This window comes from Billgrantia endophytica (genome assembly GCF_002879615.1).
Classification (GTDB): Bacteria; Pseudomonadota; Gammaproteobacteria; order Pseudomonadales; family Halomonadaceae; genus Halomonas; species Halomonas endophytica.
In genome coordinates, this window is sequence record NZ_PNRF01000040.1 from 1 (window position 1) to 20,504 (window position 20,504).

General features: G+C 62.1%; 14 protein-coding genes. 8 read left to right on the plus strand and 6 right to left on the minus strand.

The window, feature by feature from the left end:
- Positions 1 to 1,314, minus strand: a 1,314-nt coding sequence (locus C1H69_RS19240; RefSeq protein ID WP_102655011.1) for a retention module-containing protein, incomplete at its 3' end; no start/stop codon positions are given.
- 408 nt (positions 1,315 to 1,722) lie between these two features.
- Here C1H69_RS19240 and C1H69_RS19245 point away from each other — a divergent pair.
- Positions 1,723 to 2,061: a type II toxin-antitoxin system RelE/ParE family toxin gene (locus C1H69_RS19245; protein WP_102655012.1), complete on the plus strand. Its 339-nt coding sequence runs from the start codon at positions 1,723 to 1,725 to the stop codon at positions 2,059 to 2,061.
- Positions 2,058 to 2,339, plus strand: a complete 282-nt coding sequence (locus tag C1H69_RS19250; RefSeq protein ID WP_102655013.1) for a helix-turn-helix domain-containing protein — start codon at positions 2,058 to 2,060, stop codon at positions 2,337 to 2,339. The genes C1H69_RS19245 and C1H69_RS19250 overlap by 4 nt, the downstream gene beginning before the upstream one ends.
- Positions 2,340 to 2,710: 371 nt before the next feature.
- Here the strand turns inward: C1H69_RS19250 and C1H69_RS19255 are convergent, their stop codons facing one another.
- From C1H69_RS19255 to C1H69_RS19270, 4 genes are all read right to left on the minus strand, one after another.
- Positions 2,711 to 3,334: a response regulator transcription factor gene (locus C1H69_RS19255; RefSeq protein WP_102655014.1), complete on the minus strand. Its 624-nt coding sequence runs from the start codon at positions 3,332 to 3,334 to the stop codon at positions 2,711 to 2,713.
- Positions 3,334 to 4,764 carry an HlyD family type I secretion periplasmic adaptor subunit gene (locus C1H69_RS19260; RefSeq protein WP_102655015.1) on the minus strand — a complete coding sequence of 477 codons (1,431 nt, stop codon included), beginning with the start codon at positions 4,762 to 4,764 and terminating at the stop codon, positions 3,334 to 3,336. Before C1H69_RS19260 ends, C1H69_RS19255 begins: the two co-directional genes overlap by 1 nt.
- Positions 4,764 to 6,935, minus strand: coding sequence for a type I secretion system permease/ATPase (locus tag C1H69_RS19265; RefSeq protein WP_102655016.1), 2,172 nt, complete (start codon positions 6,933 to 6,935; stop codon positions 4,764 to 4,766). The genes C1H69_RS19260 and C1H69_RS19265 overlap by 1 nt, the downstream gene beginning before the upstream one ends.
- A 107-nt stretch (positions 6,936 to 7,042) precedes the next feature.
- On the minus strand, positions 7,043 to 9,172 hold the full coding sequence (locus tag C1H69_RS19270; protein WP_102655017.1) for a TolC family outer membrane protein: 2,130 nt from the start codon (positions 9,170 to 9,172) through the stop codon (positions 7,043 to 7,045).
- A 450-nt stretch (positions 9,173 to 9,622) separates the two neighbouring features.
- On the opposite strand from C1H69_RS19270, the gene C1H69_RS19275 reads away from it, so the two are divergent.
- The 6 genes from C1H69_RS19275 to C1H69_RS19300 all read left to right on the plus strand — a co-directional run bounded on the left by C1H69_RS19275 (position 9,623) and on the right by C1H69_RS19300 (position 18,798).
- The gene (locus C1H69_RS19275) at positions 9,623 to 9,916 is read left to right on the plus strand and encodes a hypothetical protein (RefSeq protein ID WP_102655018.1); all 294 of its coding nucleotides are present in this window, start codon (positions 9,623 to 9,625) and stop codon (positions 9,914 to 9,916) included.
- Between the two features lie 125 nt (positions 9,917 to 10,041).
- Positions 10,042 to 11,523 (plus strand): tRNA uracil 4-sulfurtransferase ThiI, encoded by a 1,482-nt coding sequence (thiI, locus tag C1H69_RS19280; RefSeq protein WP_102655019.1) that lies wholly within the window; start codon positions 10,042 to 10,044, stop codon positions 11,521 to 11,523.
- Positions 11,524 to 11,675: 152 nt separating this feature from the next.
- Positions 11,676 to 14,789, plus strand: coding sequence for a transglycosylase domain-containing protein (locus C1H69_RS19285; RefSeq protein WP_240610014.1), 3,114 nt, complete (start codon positions 11,676 to 11,678; stop codon positions 14,787 to 14,789).
- 174 nt (positions 14,790 to 14,963) lie between these two features.
- Entirely contained in the window at positions 14,964 to 17,399 is a 2,436-nt protein-coding gene (locus C1H69_RS19290; protein ID WP_102655021.1) for a Lon protease family protein, read from the plus strand.
- Entirely contained in the window at positions 17,392 to 18,162 is a 771-nt protein-coding gene (locus tag C1H69_RS19295; RefSeq protein WP_165789541.1) for a universal stress protein, read from the plus strand. Before C1H69_RS19290 ends, C1H69_RS19295 begins: the two co-directional genes overlap by 8 nt.
- A gap of 198 nt (positions 18,163 to 18,360) precedes the next feature.
- A complete protein-coding gene (locus C1H69_RS19300) occupies positions 18,361 to 18,798 on the plus strand; it encodes an REP-associated tyrosine transposase (RefSeq protein WP_102655023.1) in 438 nt (145 codons plus the stop codon).
- An 81-nt stretch (positions 18,799 to 18,879) separates the two neighbouring features.
- Here the strand turns inward: C1H69_RS19300 and trhP are convergent, their stop codons facing one another.
- Positions 18,880 to 20,319 carry a prephenate-dependent tRNA uridine(34) hydroxylase TrhP gene (gene trhP, locus C1H69_RS19305; RefSeq protein ID WP_102655024.1) on the minus strand — a complete coding sequence of 480 codons (1,440 nt, stop codon included), beginning with the start codon at positions 20,317 to 20,319 and terminating at the stop codon, positions 18,880 to 18,882.
- Between the last annotated feature and the right edge of the window lie 185 nt (positions 20,320 to 20,504).

The following is a 20,504-nucleotide window of genomic DNA, read 5'->3' on the forward strand; positions in this document are numbered from 1 at the left end:
TGTGAGCGGATCAGTGGTGTTATTCTGGCCGTCGCGGGCGATGACCTCGACGCCGTACTCGCCTTCGGGCAGGTCGCTGCCCAGATCAACCGACCAGTTACCGTCACTATCCACCGGCACGTTGCCGGAGAACACCTCGCCGTTGGGACCGGTCACCACCACGTCGACGCTGCTGGCGTTGGTGGTGCTGCCGGTCAGCTCACTGCTGACGCTGTTGTCGTTGGAGTCGACCACGAAGCTGTCGATTTCCACCGTCGGCAAGGTGTAGCCGCTCTCGGCACCCGCCGGGTCGCTGGTGTTGCCGCTGTCGTCGCCTGCCACCGCTTCGACGCTGTACTCGCCTTCCGGCAGCTCGCTACCCAGGTCGAGACTCCAACTGCCGTCCTCGCCCACCGTAACGGTCTCGGTGATCGTCAGGCCATCGGGGCCGGTGATGGTGATGGTGACGCTGCTGGCGTTCTCGGCGCTGCCGGTCAGCTCGCTGCTGACTTCGTTGTTCGCAGAGCTGACATCGAACTCGGTGATCTCTACCGTCGGCAGCGTGTAGCTGTCACTGTCTTCCGCCGTGGCGGTGTTGCCATCGGGGGAGGTGGCGGTCACGTCGACGCTGTATTCGACGCCATCCTCGAATTCGATATCGGAGAGATCGACACTCCAGGTGCCGTCGCTCTCGGGGGTGACGGTGAAGGTCTCGTTGAGGCCGCCGCCGGTCAGCACCACGGTGATGGTGGAGGCATTCGTGGAGTTACCGGTCAGGGTGGCCTGAAGGACGTTATCGATGGAGACGAGGTTGAAGTCGGCATCGACGGTGGGAATGATGGGAGCCGTGTCACCGCCAATGCCAGCGCCACCCCCGATCTCGGGCAGCTCACTCGCCAGCCCCACACCGAACTCGAACGCCAAGGGGTCTATCGCTTCTGCGATACGGGCCAACTGCACGAAGTTATGCCCGCCATCGGCGCCACCACCCGGGCCGGCGCCCGCAGCGGTGGCGTCGAGTACGTCAAGCAGGTCGCCGTCACCGTCGTCGATGGCGGCGAGCAGGGCTTCGAGGTCTTCATCCAGCGCACTGAACTCGCCCATGTCGACGGGCTGGTCGGCGTCCAGCTCCAGCGTCATCGCAACTTCCTGGCCACCCTCGATGACGGTGGGGTCGAGGTTGTCGGCGAAGTCGAGTTCCACACGCCCGCTATCGGACGTGACGAGCGATTCGCCCTCGAGCAGGGTGTCGCCGACACGAAGCTCACGCATGTTGCCATCGGCATCACGCGCCCAGGCCTGACCGGTAATGGAAACGACGGTTGCAATACTCATGTGGTGGACTCCCTGCATGGGTAGTAGTTGTCTGTGCCTCGCCGAGTCGGTGCTACACACCAGTAGCCCGGACCCATTGCTGGCCTATGCAGTCACATTAAGTTACGAGAAGGAACAAAAGTATTGGACCGATGGACAGGTAGCACGATGCCTATCGGGTCGGAGGGGCATTATCTGCTGATCCGACTCAGCCGCTCACAGCCGGACGAGCGGGCCTACTATACCGGCCATCCCTCACGTTTCGGCGTATTCGCGAGCAGATCTCTTCAGCCTCTCCAACGGAGTTGAGGGCGGCATCGCCATCCTCATCGAACAGAAAACCTTGATTTTCTTTACAGAATGGCCGCATCTTGTAGCTGATGCTAGGGCCTACATTGCAAGCCATACAAAATTTTATATACTTGCAGCATGTCAGAACACAAGCCCCTAAATTTCCGAGGTAGCGCCCTCGCCGATCTCCGAGCTTTCCCGGCAACAGTCCGACAGGAAGTGGGATACCAGCTCGACAAGGTGCAACGGGGGCTAGAGCCGAAAGACTGGAAGCCAATGGCTACCGTTGGTCAAGGCGTGCGAGAAATTCGCATCAGAGACGCTAACGGGGCGTTTCGGGTGATCTATGTGGCCAAGCTCGCTGAGGCTGTCTATGTCCTGCACTGCTTCCAGAAGAAAACTCAGAAGACGAGTAAGGCCGATCTCGACCTGGCCGAAGCCAGATACCGTGCTTTGCTAAGCGAGGTGAAACGATGAGTAATGAGACATTCGACAGCGTGTGGGACGCCATTGAGGATACTGCCGCCGAAGCGGAAAACATGAAGCTTCGCTCCGGTCTGATGATGGCCCTTGAGCAGCACATTAACCGTCAGGGCTGGACCCAGGGCGAAGCCGCTAAGCGGCTGGGCGTCACTCAACCAAGGGTGTCCGATCTGATGCGTGGCAAAATCCACCTGTTTAGTCTCGATACGCTGGTGAACATGGTGGTAGCAGCGGGGCTGCATGTCGAAATGCGCGTACTAGATGCCGCGTAAGAAAACCTACCATTTCTGTACACAAAAACTTTACGCAATTTCTTTACACGAAACCGCCCCTCCAGGGTCTCCTGGAGGGGCGGTCAGCATGCGTAAAGAAAACGACCATTATCCTGACAGGGCCGCCTAGGGCGCCGGTGTGAGCGTTGGACTATTAGGCTCCCTAAGGTCATTGTCGACGCTGGTGTGCAGGCTGATCACCTTTCTCTGAACCTCAAGATCGGTAAAATTAATGGTTCTTCGCCATCGGGTGTGGAATTCACCCCTTGGGCAGGCAACTCATCGCTACGATGGCGCCTCCGCCGAGGCGCCTGGCAGCGCCAGTCGCGATGGGGACCAGCGCTCCAACAGTGATAGTTGGCGTTAACAACCTAACGATCGGTATCGGCCATATCGACTTCCCGCTGTGACAGGCGCAGGACCAGTTGCATGCGGTCACGAATGTCCAGTTTGCGAAATACCGCGCCAAGGTGAGCCTTGACGGTACGCTCGGTGATATCGAGTTGCCGGGCGACTTCCTTGTTGGTCTGTCCCTCTGCCACCGCCAGTGCAACCGCGCGTTCTCTTTCGGTCAGCACCGCCATCCCGTCTCCCTGGATACGCGGCTTTCCCCCTAGCGCCTTGAAGGCGCCCCCTGCCACCCGGCTCATCAGCTCCGGCAGTACCCAGATCCCCTGGTTGGTCACCACCAGTTCGACCTGCCGCATCAGGGTTGCGGGAGACAGGGCGTGCGTATAGCCGCGGGCGCCGGCATTCAGCGCCTGAGAGGCCTCCGGCATGTTAGGAACATAGCTCAACACGACAAGCACGGTGCCCCGGTCGGCCAACTCACGGACCAGGGCTTCCCAGTCGGGGAGATTGCTCATCACCCACGCCTGGTCATCGCGGCCGATTCCCTCCAAGGCCTGCTCCGCTCCCAAGCAGTGGGAGTCGGGGAAAGCCATGCGCCAGCGCGGGATCTCGTCGTGCCCGTGACAAACGAAGAAATGTGCCATCAGCGTTCCCCCATCGAATCGCTCCAGGCCCGCAGCACGGGCTTGAGCAGAAACTGCATCACGGTGCGTTTGCCGGTCATGATATCGACCTGGGCGGTCATACCCGGAATGACCGAGAGATCGCTATCGACTTCCTCGCCCTCGACGGTACGCACACGCACCAGGTAGTAGGTATTGCCTTCATCATCCGTGATGGTGTCGGCGCTGATGTGATCCAGCTCCGCTTCCAGGCCACCGTAAATGGCATAGTCATAGGCCGTCAGCTTGATGGTGGCCGACTGCCCGGGGCGCAGAAAGGCGATGTCCTGTGGTGCGATACGCGCCTCGACCAGGAGTTGGTCATCGCTCGGCACGATATCCACCACTTCCTGGCCTGGCTGCGCCACACCCCCGATGGTATTGATCGCCAGGCGCTGCACCACGCCCCCCACCGGTGAGCGCACCTCGGCCAGGCGTACCCTGTCTTCCAGGCCGGCACTGGACTCATCCAGTGCGTTGAGGTCGCCCAGCGTCTGCGCCAGGTCATTGCGCCAGTCACTGCGCCGCTCGATGCCCACCTCCCGAAGCTGTGTGCGTGACTCCTCCACAGCCGCTTCAAGCCGGGCCACGGCTGCCGCCGCCTGATTACGCTCGCCGGTAGCCCGCGAAACCTCCCGCTCGAGCCGCAGGATGTCAACTTCCGAAACAGCGCCGGACTGCAGCAGGGGCCGCGTCAGGTTCAGCTCCTGGCTGGCCATGTTCGCTTCACGCTGGGCCGTGTCCCGCCGCGCTATCGCTTCGTTGAGCTCTTCCTCCCGCTGACGAATGCGATCGCCGAGGATGCTTTCCTGCTCACGCAGCTCTTCTCGCCGGCTCTCGTAGACTTCGCGCTCTTGGGCCACGATGTGCGGCGCCTCGATACGAAGATCGTCATCCGGGTTGAAAGGGGTATCCGAGATCAGCGCGCGAAGGCGTTCCGCCCTTGCCTTGAGCGTCAGGGCCTGGGCGCGGTTCTCCCGGAAATTGGCAATGAAGCGCGTGGGATCGATGCGCATCAGCACCTGCCCCGCTTCGACCAGTTGACCCTCGCGCACCAGGATTTCCTGAACCACCCCGCCATCGAAGGACTGGACCTTCTGTAGCTGGCTGGAAGGGATGACACGCCCGGTGCCACGCGTCACTTCGTCGATGGAAGCGAAGTACGACCAGGTGATCAGTGCCAGCACCGAGAGCGCGAAGGTGTAGAGGAAGGCGCGTGCCCGAATCGGATCCTGCTGCATGCGCGCCCAGTCCGCATCGCTGGCCCAGTCGCGATTGAGATGCGCCGACGTGACACGACGGGCAAACAGCCGGTCGATGAAGGGCCGAAACGGCTTTCCTCCCACCTCGGAGAAGCGTCCGATCGCCTCGAAACCGTGCTGCTCGGCAGTCCTGCCTTTCTGCTTCGCCATTAGCCGGCCCTCCCGATCTGACCCCTGCGCAAGGCCTCCACCACCTTGTCGCGGGGGCCATCGGCAACCACCTTGCCGGCATCGATGACGATGATGCGATCGACCAGCGTGAGCAGGGAGGTACGGTGGGTGACGACGATCATGGTCTTGCCGTGGGCATAGGCCTGAAGGTTGGCCTTGAAGGCTTCTTCGCTGGCGTGATCCATCGCGCTGCTCGGCTCGTCCAGAAGCAGTATCTGGGGGTCGTGGACCAGGGCCCTGGCAATGGCCACGGCCTGGCGCTGGCCACCGGACAGCGATTGACCCCGCTCCCCCACTGGCAGGTCGACACCATGGGGATGCGCGTTGACCAGCCCACGCAGCCCCGCCAGCTCGATGGCTCGCAACAGCGCCTCGTCATCCACTCCATCGCTGCCGCCACCCGCCACGACGTTGTCGCGCAGCGAGCCAAAGAACAGGCTGACGTCCTGGGGCACATAGCCGATATGGCGCCGCAGCTGGATAGGGTCGAACTGGCGGATATCCACCCCATCGACCAGCACGGCTCCCGCCGTTGGCTGGTAGAGGCCCAGCATCAGCTTGTTGAGGGTCGATTTGCCGCAGCCGATCCGCCCAAGTAGTGCCACTTTCTCGCCCGGTTCGATCTTCAGGGAGATATCGCGAAGCGCGTCGCGTTCTTCCTCCGGGTAACGCAGCGATACCTTGTCGAAGCGGATTTCACCACGAATGACGGGGCGATCGATGAACTGCTTGCCCTCGGGACGTTCCACCGGTCGTTCCATGACCGCATTGAGCGACTGCAGTGCCGTCGAGGACTGGTGATACTGTGCCAGCAGTGCGGCCGCCTGGCTTACCGGCGCCATGGCGCGGGACGACAACATGTAGGCCGCGATCAACCCACCCTGGGTCAACTGGCCATCGATGATGAGGTAAACACCCGTGATGATGATGGTGACCGCAACGCTATGCTGCGCCCATTGCGCCACACTGGTCACCGATGAACTCACCAGTCGCAGCTGGGCTGCCGTGCGCGACAGGAAGGCACTCGCCTTCTCCCAGGAGCCCTGGAGACGGCTTTCGGCGCGCAGGGTCTTGACGGTTTCCAGATGGGAAATCGATTCCACCAGCGTTGCATTGCGCTGGGCGCCAATGCGCCAGGTGGTCTCGGAGAGTTCGTGCAACTTGCCCTGGGCCGCCATCGCATAGAGCAGGACGAACACGATCCCCGCCAGCACGGGAAGCACCAGCGGCGGGCCGATCAGCGCGATGATACCGGCGAACAGCAGCACGAAGGGCAGATCGACCAGTGACACCACCGTGGCCGAACCGATGAAGGCGCGGACCGATTCAAAGGATTGCAGCGTCGCGGAGAAAGAGCCCGTGGAAGCCGGCCTCGCCTCCATACGCAGGCCCAGCACCCTGGCCATGATGGAGGACGAGAGTTTCACGTCGGCCCTGCTGGCGGCCAGGTCGACGAAGGCGTTGCGCATCAGCCGCAGCACGAGATCGAAACAGAGCACGATGAAGATGCCGGCGGCGAGCACCCACAATGTTTCTGTCGCTTGATTGGGCACGACCCGGTCATAGACGTTGAGCACGAACAGGGGCATGGCCACCGCGAAGAGGTTGATGACCACCGATCCGATGATGACATCGCGATACAGCTTGCGATTCTCACGAATCACACCCCAGAACCAGTGCCGTGCACGCTGCTTCTTGACCTCGGGGCCGCGCTCGTCGAAGTGAAAGCGCGGGCGCACGTAGATGGCCTGGCCACTGTAGCTACTCTGCAGCCCGTCGAGACTGACGTCGGTTACCGCCTCCCCCAGCTCGGGGAAGATGACTCGGGCTTGCCGTGATTTCATGTCCAGCGCGACAAGCACGCAGGCACGCCCCGGCTCAAGAAGCAGGACGACCGGGAACAGGGCGGGGTTGAGCTGTACCAAGCGACTTTTCACGATTCGGGCCGTCATGCCTGCCCGGGCGGCCGCACGCGAAAAGATGCCGGGGGTCAGCTTGCCTTCCTCGAGAGGAAGTCCCGCCGTCAATGATTCGGCAGTGACGCCGTGATCGTGGGCAAGCGCAATGCTTTCCAGGCAGGCGAGCAACTCATCGCGCACTGCGGAACGAGCCGAATCCGGCGCCGGTTCGAAATTTTCCTGAAGGGTCACGACTACCTCTTGCGAAGGCTGGAGCGATAGAAGCCGCACATCGCATACGGCTTGGCATCAGGCAATGGCCCGATCGAAACCGGGCTCATTGGGTGCATCATGCTTCCTTAGCCACGCACCACATAGGTATCGTGATATCCCATCTGATCGAGTCGGCTCTGCAGTTCGCTCAGCTCGCGGGGCTCGAGCGGCCCCAGGCGAACCCGATGAAGGCCAGCGCCGCTGGCAAGCGTTGCAGGGCGATCCAGCACCTTGCTCAGTTCATCCCGCAGCCCGGCGGCCGATTCCTCCTGACTCAGGGCAGCCACCTGCAGGAACACCGCGACGTCGTTAGGTTCGGCTTCCGGCTGCGGTAACGCTACGACGTCGTTCGGTTCGGCTTCCGGCAGCGAGAAGTGACCGGCGCTCTCCTGGCGGGTTTCCAGCGTCACTTCCACGCGCCGGTTCTGTTGGCGGCCCTGAGCCGTATCGTTGGCAGCGATTGGCCGGTGTGAGCCGTAGCCGCGCGTCTCGATCAGGTCACGCGGCACGCCCTGGCTGGCCAGGTAGTCGGCAACGCTATCCGCACGGCGCTGGGAAAGCGGGTCATTGATGGCATCGGTACCCGTGCTGTCGGCATGACCCGCGATGAAGACCCGGGCCAGGTCGTCCCGCTGGCGGATCTGCGCGGCCAAATCGTCGAGTTCCTGACGGGAGGCGACGCCCAGCTCGGCGCTGCCCACCGCGAACAGGGCATCCGCCGAAAGGGTCACGTCTGGCGCCCGGGTAGGGGCGGGAGCGTTGATCCCGCCGGTGAAATCCTCCAGGGTAAAGCCGGCCGGACCTTGCTCCGGGCAGATCACACTGGGGTCGAGCGCCACGCCGTCGCTGCCCATTTCGGCCAGGCTGGGCATGTCGTCACGCGCCACGCCGAGCACCTGCATGAACTGGCCCATGGCGGCAAGGGTGCGGGCATCCGCCAGGACCGCATCGTATTCGGCATTGACGTAGGCACGGCTGGCTTCGAAGTATTCGTTTTCACTGTCCAGCACGTCGAGCAGGGTGCGTTCACCAATGTCGAACTGCTGCTGGTAGGCGCCCCTCACCCTGTCGATGGACTGGCGATGTTCGTTCAGGTATTGCATCTGCTCACGCAGGCGCTGGGTGTCGTTGTAGGCGATCTGGGTCGTCTGGCGAATGTCGGTACAAACCTTTTCACGCAGGTTGATCGACTGCTCGACACGATCACTGGCGGCGCGGAAGGAGGCCAGGTCGCTGCCGCCCCGGTACAGGTTCATGCTGGCGACCAGTTCGATACTGTGCTGATCACGGCGCCCGGCAATGCCACTTTCATTATTGGTGCCAGTGCGACCGCGAAGGTCCAGGCGCGGCTGAAAACCAGCCCTGGCGCCGGCCTGCTCGGCACGCGAGGCCTCGATATTCTCGATGGCGGCGTGGAAATCCGGGTTGCCCTCGAATGCCATGTTGACGGCCTCGGCAACCGAGGGGGGCAAGCGGTCGTCGAGACGAGGCGCCGGCGCCAGGTTCTCGGCGGGCAGGCTGCCCACGATGCGCTGATAACGTGCCGTGACATCATGAAGATTGGAGGCTTCGGTCATCAGGTTGGATTCCGCCAGTGCCAGGCGACCGGTGATCTGCTGAAGATCGACCCCGCGCCCGGCGCCAGAGCTCACCCGGTCTTCGACCTGGTCGTAGACCCGCTGATGATCGGCATAGTTGCCCTGGGCCAGCCGCACGAGTTCGCGGTAGCGGTTGACATCGAGATAGGCGCGCGCGGCTTCCAGGGCAACGTTTTCGCTGGCACCCAGTAACTCGTAGTAACGCACCAGCTTGGCACGGTCCAGGCGCTCCACCTCGCTGCGCGTCGCAAAGCCGTCGTAAATCATCTGGCTGAGCGTCAACTCGGCGAAATCCGTATCGTAACTGCCGCGTCCATCGCCTTCCGTGTCTTCACGGCCGATACCCGCGGCCACATCGAGACTCGGCAGGTAATTACCACGGGCGACACCGACATCATGGCCGGCGGCGTTCAAACCGTTCCAGGCGGCCTGGACTTCGGGGTTGCTGATCAATGCCTGCTGGATCACCGATTGAAGGTCGGCGGAGCCGGGAGACGCCAGGCCGGCGGGAAGGCTTTGTGCGACTGCGGCGGCGATTGGCAACAGCGTCAAGGAAGAGCCCACCACGATCGCCTTGGCGAAGTGCTGGACACGGGACAGGTCTGTTACAGAAGTCATGGTGTTCCCTTTTCATGAGTGCGGACGCCCGTCTACCACGGTGATGTCCACTGGGTAGTTTTTAGCTTAAGTTGTTGTTATTGCGGGGCGCACCCGGACCATGCGGGTGGTGCATCCTTTCCCGATTCCCTTTTTGAAAACCACTCATCTTCGGCAGCATGCTGCCTCATCATGATTGGCCATCGTCACTCGATGGATCGTGATGCAGGCAGTCTTTGTACCGATGATTAATGATTTGTAATCTAGCGTAACCGAAATTGAGCGTTTATCCAATAGCTTCCTCATTCGGCAGGACTAAGAGACTTGTCTTACTGTCCGTGAGACACGGCTTACAAAGCTCAGCCCCAGTTCTGGAACGGGTTGCTCATCGTTCGGCGGCCTCTCCAAGCCAAGGGCAAACATGCTATCGTCACGCCATCACCGACACGGCTTCATCACAAGGAGACCGCCATGTCCGCCTCGGAAATTCAGAAGACTCGCGTCATCAATGAACTGCGTGGCTTTATCAAGAAGCTCCTTCAGGATCCGAAGATACTCGAGCAATCGCTGGAGGTCGCACGCCGCCACTATGGTGAAGGCAGCAGTGAAGACAGTGCGGAAAGTGTCGTGGCGCGTATTGCCAATGAGATTTCCGATACGACCAGCGTTCACATTCCCGAGGACCCGGCGGATCACTCCGAAGCCGACAAGCTGTTCCTGGAGCTGCTGAAGGAAGCCGTGAGCGAAGAGCAAGCCCTCTACTGACACGTCCTTGATTTGGCGGCCAGTGCCCGGCCCTGATTGGGCACTGGCCGTTTCGCGCCGCCCAACCGGCATTCTGACATAGCCTCACCCCTTTGTTTTTCCATAAAATTCACAAGTACCCCACCATGTATTACCTGCTGAAGCTATTTCCCGAAATCACTATCAAGTCACGCTCCGTCCGGCGTCAGATGACACGATGTCTGGTCGGCAATGTTCGCAACGTGTTGCGCCCGCTGGGAGAAGACGTGCAGGTACGGGGCGGCTGGGATGCCTTGGCGGTAAAGGTGCCGGATGGCATGACGCCACATTGGCTTCATCAGTTGGTGGCCCGGCTGACGCGGACTCCCGGCATACACGAGGTACAGGCCGTCGAGGACCTTCCTTTCCTTTCCTTTGACGAGACGGCGCGGCACCTGCTCCCGGTCTGGCAAGACGCCATCGAAGACCGGTGCTTTCGAGTCACCGTCAAGCGTCGCGGCCACCATGACTTCACATCCGAAGACCTGGAACGCCATCTCGGCCAGGCACTGCGCGATGCCGTGCCCAGCGCCAGGGTTAACCTGAAACGTCCGGATGTGGAGGTACGGGTCGACGTGGCCGATGACCGGTTGCGGCTGGTTCGCCAACGCTGGCCGGGACTGGGCGGGTATCCCCTGGGCGTGCAGGGTCAGTCGGTCACCCTCATTTCCGGTGGTTATGATTCGCCTGTTGCCGCGTGGAAAATGATGCGTCGCGGAATCAAGAATCACTTCATGTTCTTCGATCTCGGCGGGGTGGACCATGAGGCGGCGGTCCGCGAAGTTGCCCACCACCTGTGGGAAACCTACGGCAGCTCGCATCGCGTGCATTTTTTCTCGGTTCCGTTCGCGGGTGTCGTTGCCGAAATGCAGCGCAGCATTCCCGATGGCCTCATCGGGGTCGTGCTGAAACGCATGATGGTAAGGGCAGCCAGCCGCATTGCCGACCGGTCCCGTATTCCCATGCTGGTCACCGGTGACGCCATCGCCCAGGTTTCCAGCCAGAGCCTGACCAACCTGGCCTTGATCGACAGCGTCAGCGACCTGCCCATTCTCCGGCCGCTGATTGCCGAGGACAAGCAGGACATCATCAATATGGCCAGGCAGATAGGGACAGCCCGCTTCGCCGAGGTCATGCCGGAGGTTTGCGGTGCCATTTCGCAACGTCCCAATACCCAGGCCCAGCGTTCGAAAGTATTGGCTGCCGAGGAAGCCTTCGACTTCGCCTCGCTTGACATCGCCATCGAGAACTCCACCATCATCCGCTCCGACCGGTTGATGGAACATCTTCCGCGCCGGGAACCGGAGCTTCATGTCATCAAAGGGGTTCAGGCCTTGGCTGAAGAATCCGCCGTCAGCGTCATCGACATTCGCCCCCCTGTCGAGCGTGAGTCGGCTCCCTTGACGCTGCCGGAAACCGAATGCCTGCTGATCCCTTTCTATGATCTGCAGGCCACGGCCGGAACGCTGCCTGACGATCGCCGTTACCTGCTTTATTGCAACCAGGGGATGATGAGCCGGATGCAGGCTCTGCATCTTCATGACCGCGGCCTGACCCACTTCGGCGTTTATAGGGAGCTTAGCGAATAAACGTTTTACGCTAATTCTACGTATGCCCGGCCCGAACTACGCTACAACAATAAGGACAGTCGAGACGTTTAGCGGGGAGGGGGCGCATGGGAACGCATGGTAGTTCATCACGCCGGAACCGTTCCTCCGCATCATGGCTCGAGAGGAGGCAGTTGGGCGAGAAGGCTTCCCTGTTCGTGGAAGAACCCTCGCTCGAACCGGCACCGCCGGTGGAAACACCACACCGGCGGCTGCACGTCATCCTGCTGGTGCTGTTGGCTCTATTGGGCATCACTCTTGCCACCCTGCTGGTTGCCGAAGCTCGAACCTCCCACTTCCAGGCCCAGGAGCTTTCGCGCTATGCGAGTACCCTGCGCTATACTCTTGCTCCAGGTCAAAGCGACAATATCCTGTTCCCGCGCCATGGACCTTTTGACCAGCGCCTGGGCTATACCCGGCTACCCAACATTCAGAATCGCCTGCTTGCCAGTGGCTATGACATAGAACGACAGGCCCGCTTTTCACGGCCTCTGCTCGACTACACGAACCGAGGATTCTTTCCCCCTTATCAGGAAAAGACCCGGGCAGGCCTGACTCTTCAGGAATGCCGTGGCGAAACGCTGTACGAGTTTCGCCACCCGCAGCGTCACTATCCCCACTTTGACGCCATTCCACCGCTGATGCTGCAGGTGCTGCTTTTCATCGAGAACCGTCATCTGCTCGACGCCAGTACGCCTTATGCCAACCCGGCGGTGGACTGGCCACGCTTCACCATGGCGGCGGTATCCCAGGTGGGCCGCGCACTGGATGTCTCTGGCCAGGCGTCAGGCGGCAGCACACTGGCCACCCAGCTCGAGAAATACCGCCACTCACCGAGTGGCCTGACGGGGTCGCCGATGGAGAAGCTTCGTCAGATGGTCTCGGCCAGTGTGCGCAGCTACCAGCAGGGACGCCAGACGCTTTCCACACGCCAGGATGTGGCCTTGGATTACCTCAATTCGGTACCACTTGCCGCGGCACCGGGCTATGGCGAAGTACACGGAATCGGAGACGGGATATGGGTATGGTTCGGAGCCGATTTCGACCACCTCAATCAGCAACTGGTGCCTAGCCACAGTTCGGCTGACGATCTCGATGCCCAGGGCCTGGCTCTGCGCCAGGTGGTGGCGCTGATGATTGCCCAGCGCCGCCCCTCCTGGTATCTCAATGGCGGCCGGCAGGCACTGGAACAGTTGACGAACAGCTACCTGAGACTGCTGGCCGATGACAATATCATCGATGCAGCGTTACGCGATGCCGCTCTCGTCCAGCGATTGGAATTTCGCAACTTCAGCCAGGACCCGGCTCGGTTGAGAGTCGAACCAGACAAGGGGCTGCAGACCGCGCGCGGACGACTAGGCAGCCTGCTCGGCCTGTCTTTTTATGACCTGGATCGGCTCGACCTCAGGGCCAGAACCACCCTGCATGGGAGCTTGCAGGATCAAGTGACCGACTACCTGTATCGCTTGGCCGACCCCGATTTCGCCAACGAGACAGGGCTCTTCGGTGACCGGCTGCTCTCGCCGGAAAAGACCCGGGAGGTACGCTATAGCTTTACCCTTTACGAGCGTGGCGATGAGGCTTTCCGGGTCCGGGTTCAGACCGATAATACGGGCCAGCCTTTCGATATCAATGAAGGCAGCAAGCTGGAGCTCGGCTCCACCGCCAAGCTGCGCGTTCTGGCGACGTATCTGGAAGTCATCGCCGAACTGCACCAGCGGTACGCCGGTGAAACGACGGAAACCTTGCGCCAGGTAGAGGTGGACCAGCAGGACATCCTGAGCCGCTGGGTGCTGGACAGCCTGATCCGACAGCCTGGTCTCGCCCTTCGGGAGATCCTGGAGGCCGCCATGGAGCGCCGCTATTCAGCCAGCCCCAACGAAGCCTATTTTACCGGTGGCGGCCGTCATACCTTCAGTAATTTCCGGCGTGAGGACAATCATCGTAACCCAACGCTCAACGAAGCCATGCGAGAGTCCCTCAACCTGCCCTTCGTGCGCCTGCTACGCGATCTGGTACGCTACAGCACCCACCATAACGAGCATCGCAGCCAACTGCTGGAGGACGACAGGGACCCCCGTCGCCTGGAATACCTGCAACGCTTCGCCGATCGAGAAGGCCGCGTCTTCCTCCAGCGTTTCTGGCGCAAGTACCGTGACCTGGATACCAACGAACGCCTCGACACTTTCCTGGGCGGCCTGAACGTTACCGCCTCTCGCCTTGCAGCCGTGCATCGCTACCTCTTTCCAGAGGCGGACCGGGATACCTTTGCCGCCTTTCTGACCCAACGGCTCCCGGAAGACATGCCGAGCGAGCGTCGTCTCGACGAACTTTACGAGAGCCATGCGCCGGCCAATCACTCCCTGTCCGATCAGGGTTATATCGCCAAGGTCCATCCCCTGGAACTCTGGCTGCTCGGTTATCTGCTGGATCACCCGGACGCCAGCTTCTTCGATGTCGCCGCAGCCAGCCAGCAGGAACGCCAGGACGTGTATGGCTGGCTTTTCAGGACACGGCACCGCAGTGCCCGTGACGTGCGTATTCGCACCATGCTTGAAGTCGAGGCCTTTCTGGATATCCATCAACGCTGGCAACGGCTGGGGTATCCCTTCGAGCACCTGGTACCTTCGCTTGCCACGGCGGTGGGCTCCTCCGGCGACCGGCCGGCGGCGCTGGCCGAACTGATGGGGATCATCCTGAATGACGGGGTCTACCTGCCGACCCTGCGCATCGACGCCCTGCACTTCGCCTCCGACACCCCCTACGAGACTCACTTCCTGCCTTCCGACCGTCATGCCCGGCAAGTCATGGCGCCTGAGGTAGCAACCGTGCTGCGCGATACCCTGTCCGCCGTCGTGGATGGTGGTACCGCTCGACGGCTACAGGGTAGCTTCACCCTGGAAGATGGGACTCCCCTGATCATGGGTGGCAAGACCGGCACCGGCAACAATCGAATCGAAACCGTCAATCGCGGCGGCCAAGTGATCAGCTCCCAGGCACGCAACCGCACAGCGACCTTCGTCTTCTATCTAGGCGAGGATCACTTCGGCACCCTCACCGCCTATGTGGCGGGCAGCGAGTCGGATAGCTTCCGCTTCACCTCGGCGCTACCGGTCCAGGTGCTCAAGGGCATGGAGCCGATACTCCGACCCCATCTCGAACCGGGAGCTCGCAGCCAATGCCTGCCACCGGGGGCTGTCCAGGCAGGCAGCCATCGCCACGACGGCGGCCTCCGCCAAGGCGCCTGACGCCGCCGGTCACAACGCAAAGTCGAGGCGTCGAACCGGGCGCTCCGACAGGGTGGCCATAGCACCTTCATTTATTGAATTGCCACTTTTGACCTGCATCATGCAGCACCCGCCCGACTCCGCCATACTGGAAAAAACCGCACGACACACGCAAGGGAAAGGGAGACCACACCGTTGAAACCCCTGGATGTGACACAGGTGTATCGAGCCTGCCCGGAAGAGGTGTTCGATTTCGAGGTAAGTAGCGAGCTGGCTTCGCTGGACCTGCTCAGCGGCCATCAGCGGGCTCGTGAAGCACTGGACTTCGGTACCACGATGCGCAGCGATGGATTCAACCTCTACGTGCTGGGCCATCCCGGACATGGCAAGCACCAAATGGTGGGTCGTTTCCTGGCCGAGCGTTCCAGCGATGAGCCAACCCCACCAGACGTGGCCTATTGCTACAACTTCGATGACCCGTCACGCCCGCTGAACCTGCTGCTACCCACCGGCATGGGCCGCGTGCTTCGTGCCGACATCGAGCAGTTGGTGGAGGAGTTGAGCACGGCCATTCCCGCGGTTTTCGAAGGGGACGAGTACCAGAATCGGTTGCATGAACTGAAGCAGGCCATGGGCGAGCGTCAGCGGGATGCCATTGAGTCGGTACGGCGCGAAGCCCGCGAGCACGACATCCTGCTGCTCTCGACCCCTAACGGCTTCACCTTTGCACCGGCCACCAGCGACGAGAAGATGATGTCGCCGGAAGCGTTCGAGGCTCTCTCCCAGGATGAACGGGAGCGCATCGAGGGCACGGTGCATGTGCTGCAGAAAAAATTGACGCATGCCATTCGCCAGATGCCTCGCCTGGCCAAATCCCTGCGTGAACAGATCAGTGGCCTGAACGAGGAGATGCTGCAGTCGGCGATTGGCGCCCCGCTGGCCGAACTGGAGGAGCGCTATGCCGATCATGAAGGGGTGCTGAACCACATTCAGGCGCTTCGCGACGCCATCGTGCTGCGCGTGGACTCGTTCATCGACGATGAGCCGGACATTTCTCCCGAGGCGGTGTTCAGCCGTTTCCACCTGAACCTGATCGTGGACAACACGGGCTGCGAGGGCGCGCCGGTCGTCTATCTGGACCTGCCGTCTCACCAGCATCTGGTGGGGCGTATCGAGCATCACGTCCACAACGGCACTCTGCTCACCGACTTTTCGTTGATTCGTGCCGGTGGCCTGCATCGGGCAAACGGCGGCTACCTTGTCGTCGACGTACGCGCCCTGCTGATGCAGCCCGGCGCCTGGGAAACCCTGAAACGCGTGCTGCGCGCCGGTGAGATCCGCACGGAATCGCTGGAGCAGGCCTATGGGCTGATCAGCACCACGACCCTGGAACCGGAGCCGGTTCCGCTGGATTTGAAGGTCGTGCTGCTCGGCGAGCGCCTGTTCTACTATCTGCTCTGCGAACACGACCCCGACTTCCTGGAGCTGTTCAAGGTGCAGGCCGACCTGGAAGATGAGCTGGTGCGCAACGATGGCAACCAGCCGCTGTTCGCTCGCATGGTGGCCACCCTGGCCCGGGAGTCGGCCCTGAGGCCGCTGGACCGCAGTGGAGTCGCCGCGGTGATCGAACGGGCCAGCCGCCTTGCCGATGATCAGAGCAAGCTGACCGCCCGGCATCGCGACTTGAGCGACCTGCTGCAAGAGGCCGACCACTGGGCCGATCGGGAGGCGGCCAAGGTGATCTCCCGCTCCCATGTGGAGAAGGCGGTCACGCAACAGCTATGGCGTGCCAGCCGCCTGCGGGAGCGCAGCCACGAAATGATCACCCGCGGCACGATGGCCATTCAGACCGAGGGGTTCCGGATCGCCCAGGTCAATGGGCTTTCGGTACTCAGCCTGGGCAGTTACGCTTTCGGCCAGCCCAGCCGTATCACCGCCACCGCCCGGCCCGGCCCCGGCCAGGTGGTGGATATCGAGCGCGAGGCACGCCTTGGCGGGCGCATCCATTCCAAGGCGGTGATGATCCTGTCGCGCTGCCTGGCCAGCCGCTACGCGCCGGATACGCCCCTGTCACTCTCGGCCAGCCTGGCGTTCGAGCAATCCTATGGCGGTATCGAGGGAGACAGCGCCTCGGTCGCCGAGGCTTGCGCTCTGATCTCCGCCATCACCCGGGTCGGTATCGACCAGAGCCTGGCGGTGACCGGTTCCATCGACCAGCACGGGAACGTGCAGGCCGTTGGCGGGGTGAACGAAAAGATCGAAGGGTTCTTCGATGTGTGCCGCGAACGCGGTGACGTGACCCGCAACGGTGTATTGCTGCCTGCCACCAACGTGCCTCACCTGATGCTCAAGGCCGAGGTGCGCGAGGCCGTGGCCGCCGGCAACTTCCAGATCTATGCGATTCATCACCTGGACGAGGCCCTGGCGCTGCTGACCGGCATGACGCCTGGCGAGCTGGACGATGAGGGGCACTATCCGGAAGGCAGCATCAACGCTCTGGTGGTCGAACGCCTGGCCGCCTTCCAGAAAGCGGTGAAGAAATCCCGGGGTGATGACAAGGAGGGTAACGGCAAGAACGGCAAGGGCGGTGACGATGCCGGCCAACCGGATGAGGATCACGACAATGGTTGACGAAAGCCTTCCGACTCGTGGCGAGGCGTCAGCGCTCGAGGTCGTCCGGGTGCTGGCGCTGCTGGACGCGTCGCGCCACAGCCTGGCGGCGCTGGCGGCCGCCGTGAACCTGGCCAGCAGCCGACACGCGGAACTGGTGGCGCTCTACGTGGAAGACCTCGAGCTGCTCACTTGTGCTGCCTTTCCCTTCTCCTGCGAAATCGGCGCCCAGTCGGGAGTGACACGGCCGCTATCGACGGAATCCCTGGAGGCCAGCATCGCGCACCAGCTGCAGCGGGTGCACCAGGCGCTGGATGCCGCCGTGGCCGGCCACGACCTGCGCCACCGGCTGGAAGTGAGCCGTGGCATGGTCGCCACCGAAGCACTGGCCAAGGCAGGCCCCGGCGACGTGCTGGTCCTGGGCAAGGCGGGCACTACCGAACGCTGGGGAACTCGGCTAGGCTCCACCAGCCGCCGCATGCTCCTCGAGGCAACCTGCACGGTACTGGTATGGGACGAACATCACCCCTTCCAGCGTGGCCCGCTGCGGCTGCTCACCCAACGCCAGGCGCCCATCGATACCCGTGCCGTACCCGACTGGCTCGCGGGGTTGTTCGATGGCATCGCCGCCCTGCCGATTCGTCATGCCCGGGAACTGGAGCAACGGCTTGCTCACGCCAAAACCGGCGGGTTGCTGCTGCACCGCCCGGAACTCGCTCAACTGCTGGAAGAGGACCCCGAACTGCTCAACCGAGTACCCTTGCCGATCGTGGTGGTGGAGTAGTATCAAGATAGAAAAACGCCGCTGCCCTATCCTGCAGGAGGACGATTTATCGCACGACCGCGGGGTTGCCTGCGTTGCAGTAGCACTTTCATGACAGACTTTACTGGCTTCGGCCTACAGACATTATGGGAAATGGCTTACCAACACATTAGCCCAATCGAATAAGCTAAATGATGGTCGCCAACAAGAGTTTTCATAATGGCAAAGCCCGGTATGCGCGCGCTCAGAGCAGGCCGCCGTTCCATTCCTGGCCACTATTATCACATCACGCTCGTGACGCGTCGCCGATATCCTTTCTTTGATGATTTTCGCTCTGCCTGCCAGGCTTGTCGGACTTTCTCCCTTCCGTCACTCGATGCACAGTGCGAGACACAATCGTTCGTGGTCATGCCGGATCATGTGCATTGGCTGCTTCAGCTCAAGGGTGACCTGGCCCATGCCGCGAGGCTGTACAAGGCTCACGTTTCGATGGCAGTTGGGCTTCGGGTGTGGGACGCCGGTTATCATGACCGGGTGCTGCGATCGGATGAGGACATACGAGCCGTTGCCCGTTATATCGTCGCCAACCCGTTGCGGGCCGGGTTAGTGGACGATATCGGGCAGTATCCGTATTGGGATGCGATCTGGCTTGAGTAGAACGCTGTCGGAAGCGCAGCGGCCGCCGCCGTGGCGCCTGCGACGCCAGTCGCGACGCAGAGCGGCGCTCCCACAGGCTTCTTACGCCAGGTCGCGCATCAGCAGGGCGTATTCGATACGTGCCGGGTCGATGGGGTCGCCTGGCACCGGAATGCGAACGATATGGCCGGAGCCGGGGGCGGCGGCAACGGTTTGGCCGTGTTTGTTCTCGATGTGTTCGAGGGTGAAGCGACGGTTGCCGCCGGGCAGCATCAGTTCCATGCCGTCGCCGGTTTCGAAGCGGTTCTTGACGTCGACGTCGAGTACGCCGCGTTCGGGGTCGTAGCCGATCACTTCACCGACGAACTGCTGGTGCACGCCAACGGAGTTGCCCTGCTCGTAGTTCTGGTATTCGTCGTGCACGTGGCGCCGGTAGAAACCTTCGGTGTACCCGCGGTTGGCCAGGTTGTCGAGTTCGTCCATCAGGCGCATGTCGAAGGGGCGCCCGGCAACGGCGTCGTCGATGGCTCGGCGGTAGACCTGGGCGGTGCGGGCCACGTAATAGTGGGACTTGGTGCGCCCTTCGATCTTCAGCGAGGTAACGCCCATTTCGGTGAGCTGGGGCACGTGCTGTACGGCGCGCAGGTCCTTGGAGTTCATGATGTAGGTGCCGTGCTCGTCCTCGAACACCGGCATCAGTTCGCCGGGGCGGGTGCGGTCCTCGATCAGTGCGGAGAGTTCGTCCTGCCCTTCGACGCCCCCGGCGGTTGCCGTGCTTTCGGTCATGTCGGCAAGCGCCGCACTGCCGCTGCCGGAGGCAATCAGCCCGCCCTGCTGCCCACCCGGTTCCGGCGTCCAGATACCGCTGGCGGCATGCGCCCGGGCGGAGTTGGCCGGCACCAGGTCTCCGGTTTCGTCGGTTGCCGCGGCCACGGTGTTGTATTTCCAGCGGCAGGCGTTGGTGCAGGTGCCCTGGTTGGGGTCGCGGTGGTTGAAGTAGCCGGAGAGCAGGCAGCGCCCGGAATAGGCGATGCACAGTGCGCCGTGTACGAAGGTTTCGATTTCCAGGTCGGGGCATTCGGCACGGATCTCGCCGATTTCGGCCAGCGACAGCTCGCGGGAGAGGATGATGCGGCTGATGCCCTGCTTCTGCCAGAACCGGGCCGCGGCATGGTTGACCACGTTGGACTGCACGGACAGATGGATGACCTGCTCGGGCCAGCGCTCGCGCACCATCATGATCAGCCCCGGGTCGGACATGATGAGGGCATCGGGCCCCGCTTCGATCACCGGTTCCATGTCGCGCAGGTAGGTCTTGAGCTTGCTGTTGTGCGGCGCGATGTTGGAGGCCACGTAGAATTGCTTGCCCCGCTCGTGGGCGTAGGCGATGCCGCGGTAAAGGTTGTCGATCTTGAAGTCGTTATTGCGCACGCGCAGCGAGTAGCGCGGCTGGCCGGCGTATACGGCGTCGGCGCCGTAGGCGAAGGCGTAGCGCATGTTCTTGAACGTCCCTGCGGGGGACAGAAGTTCAGGGGCTTTCATCAGGGTCACCGTTGTCAGGACGATGGCGCCCGGGCACTATCTGAAAACCGTCTGCTTTGCGCTCGGCAACGTTTCAGACAGCGCCCGGGCGCTGGGCAATGAGGGGGGATGAATTCTAACAACCAGAACATGGCCTGGCCAGATGTTGTGGCGTTGCGTAAACTTGTCCCGCGCCGGACCGGACC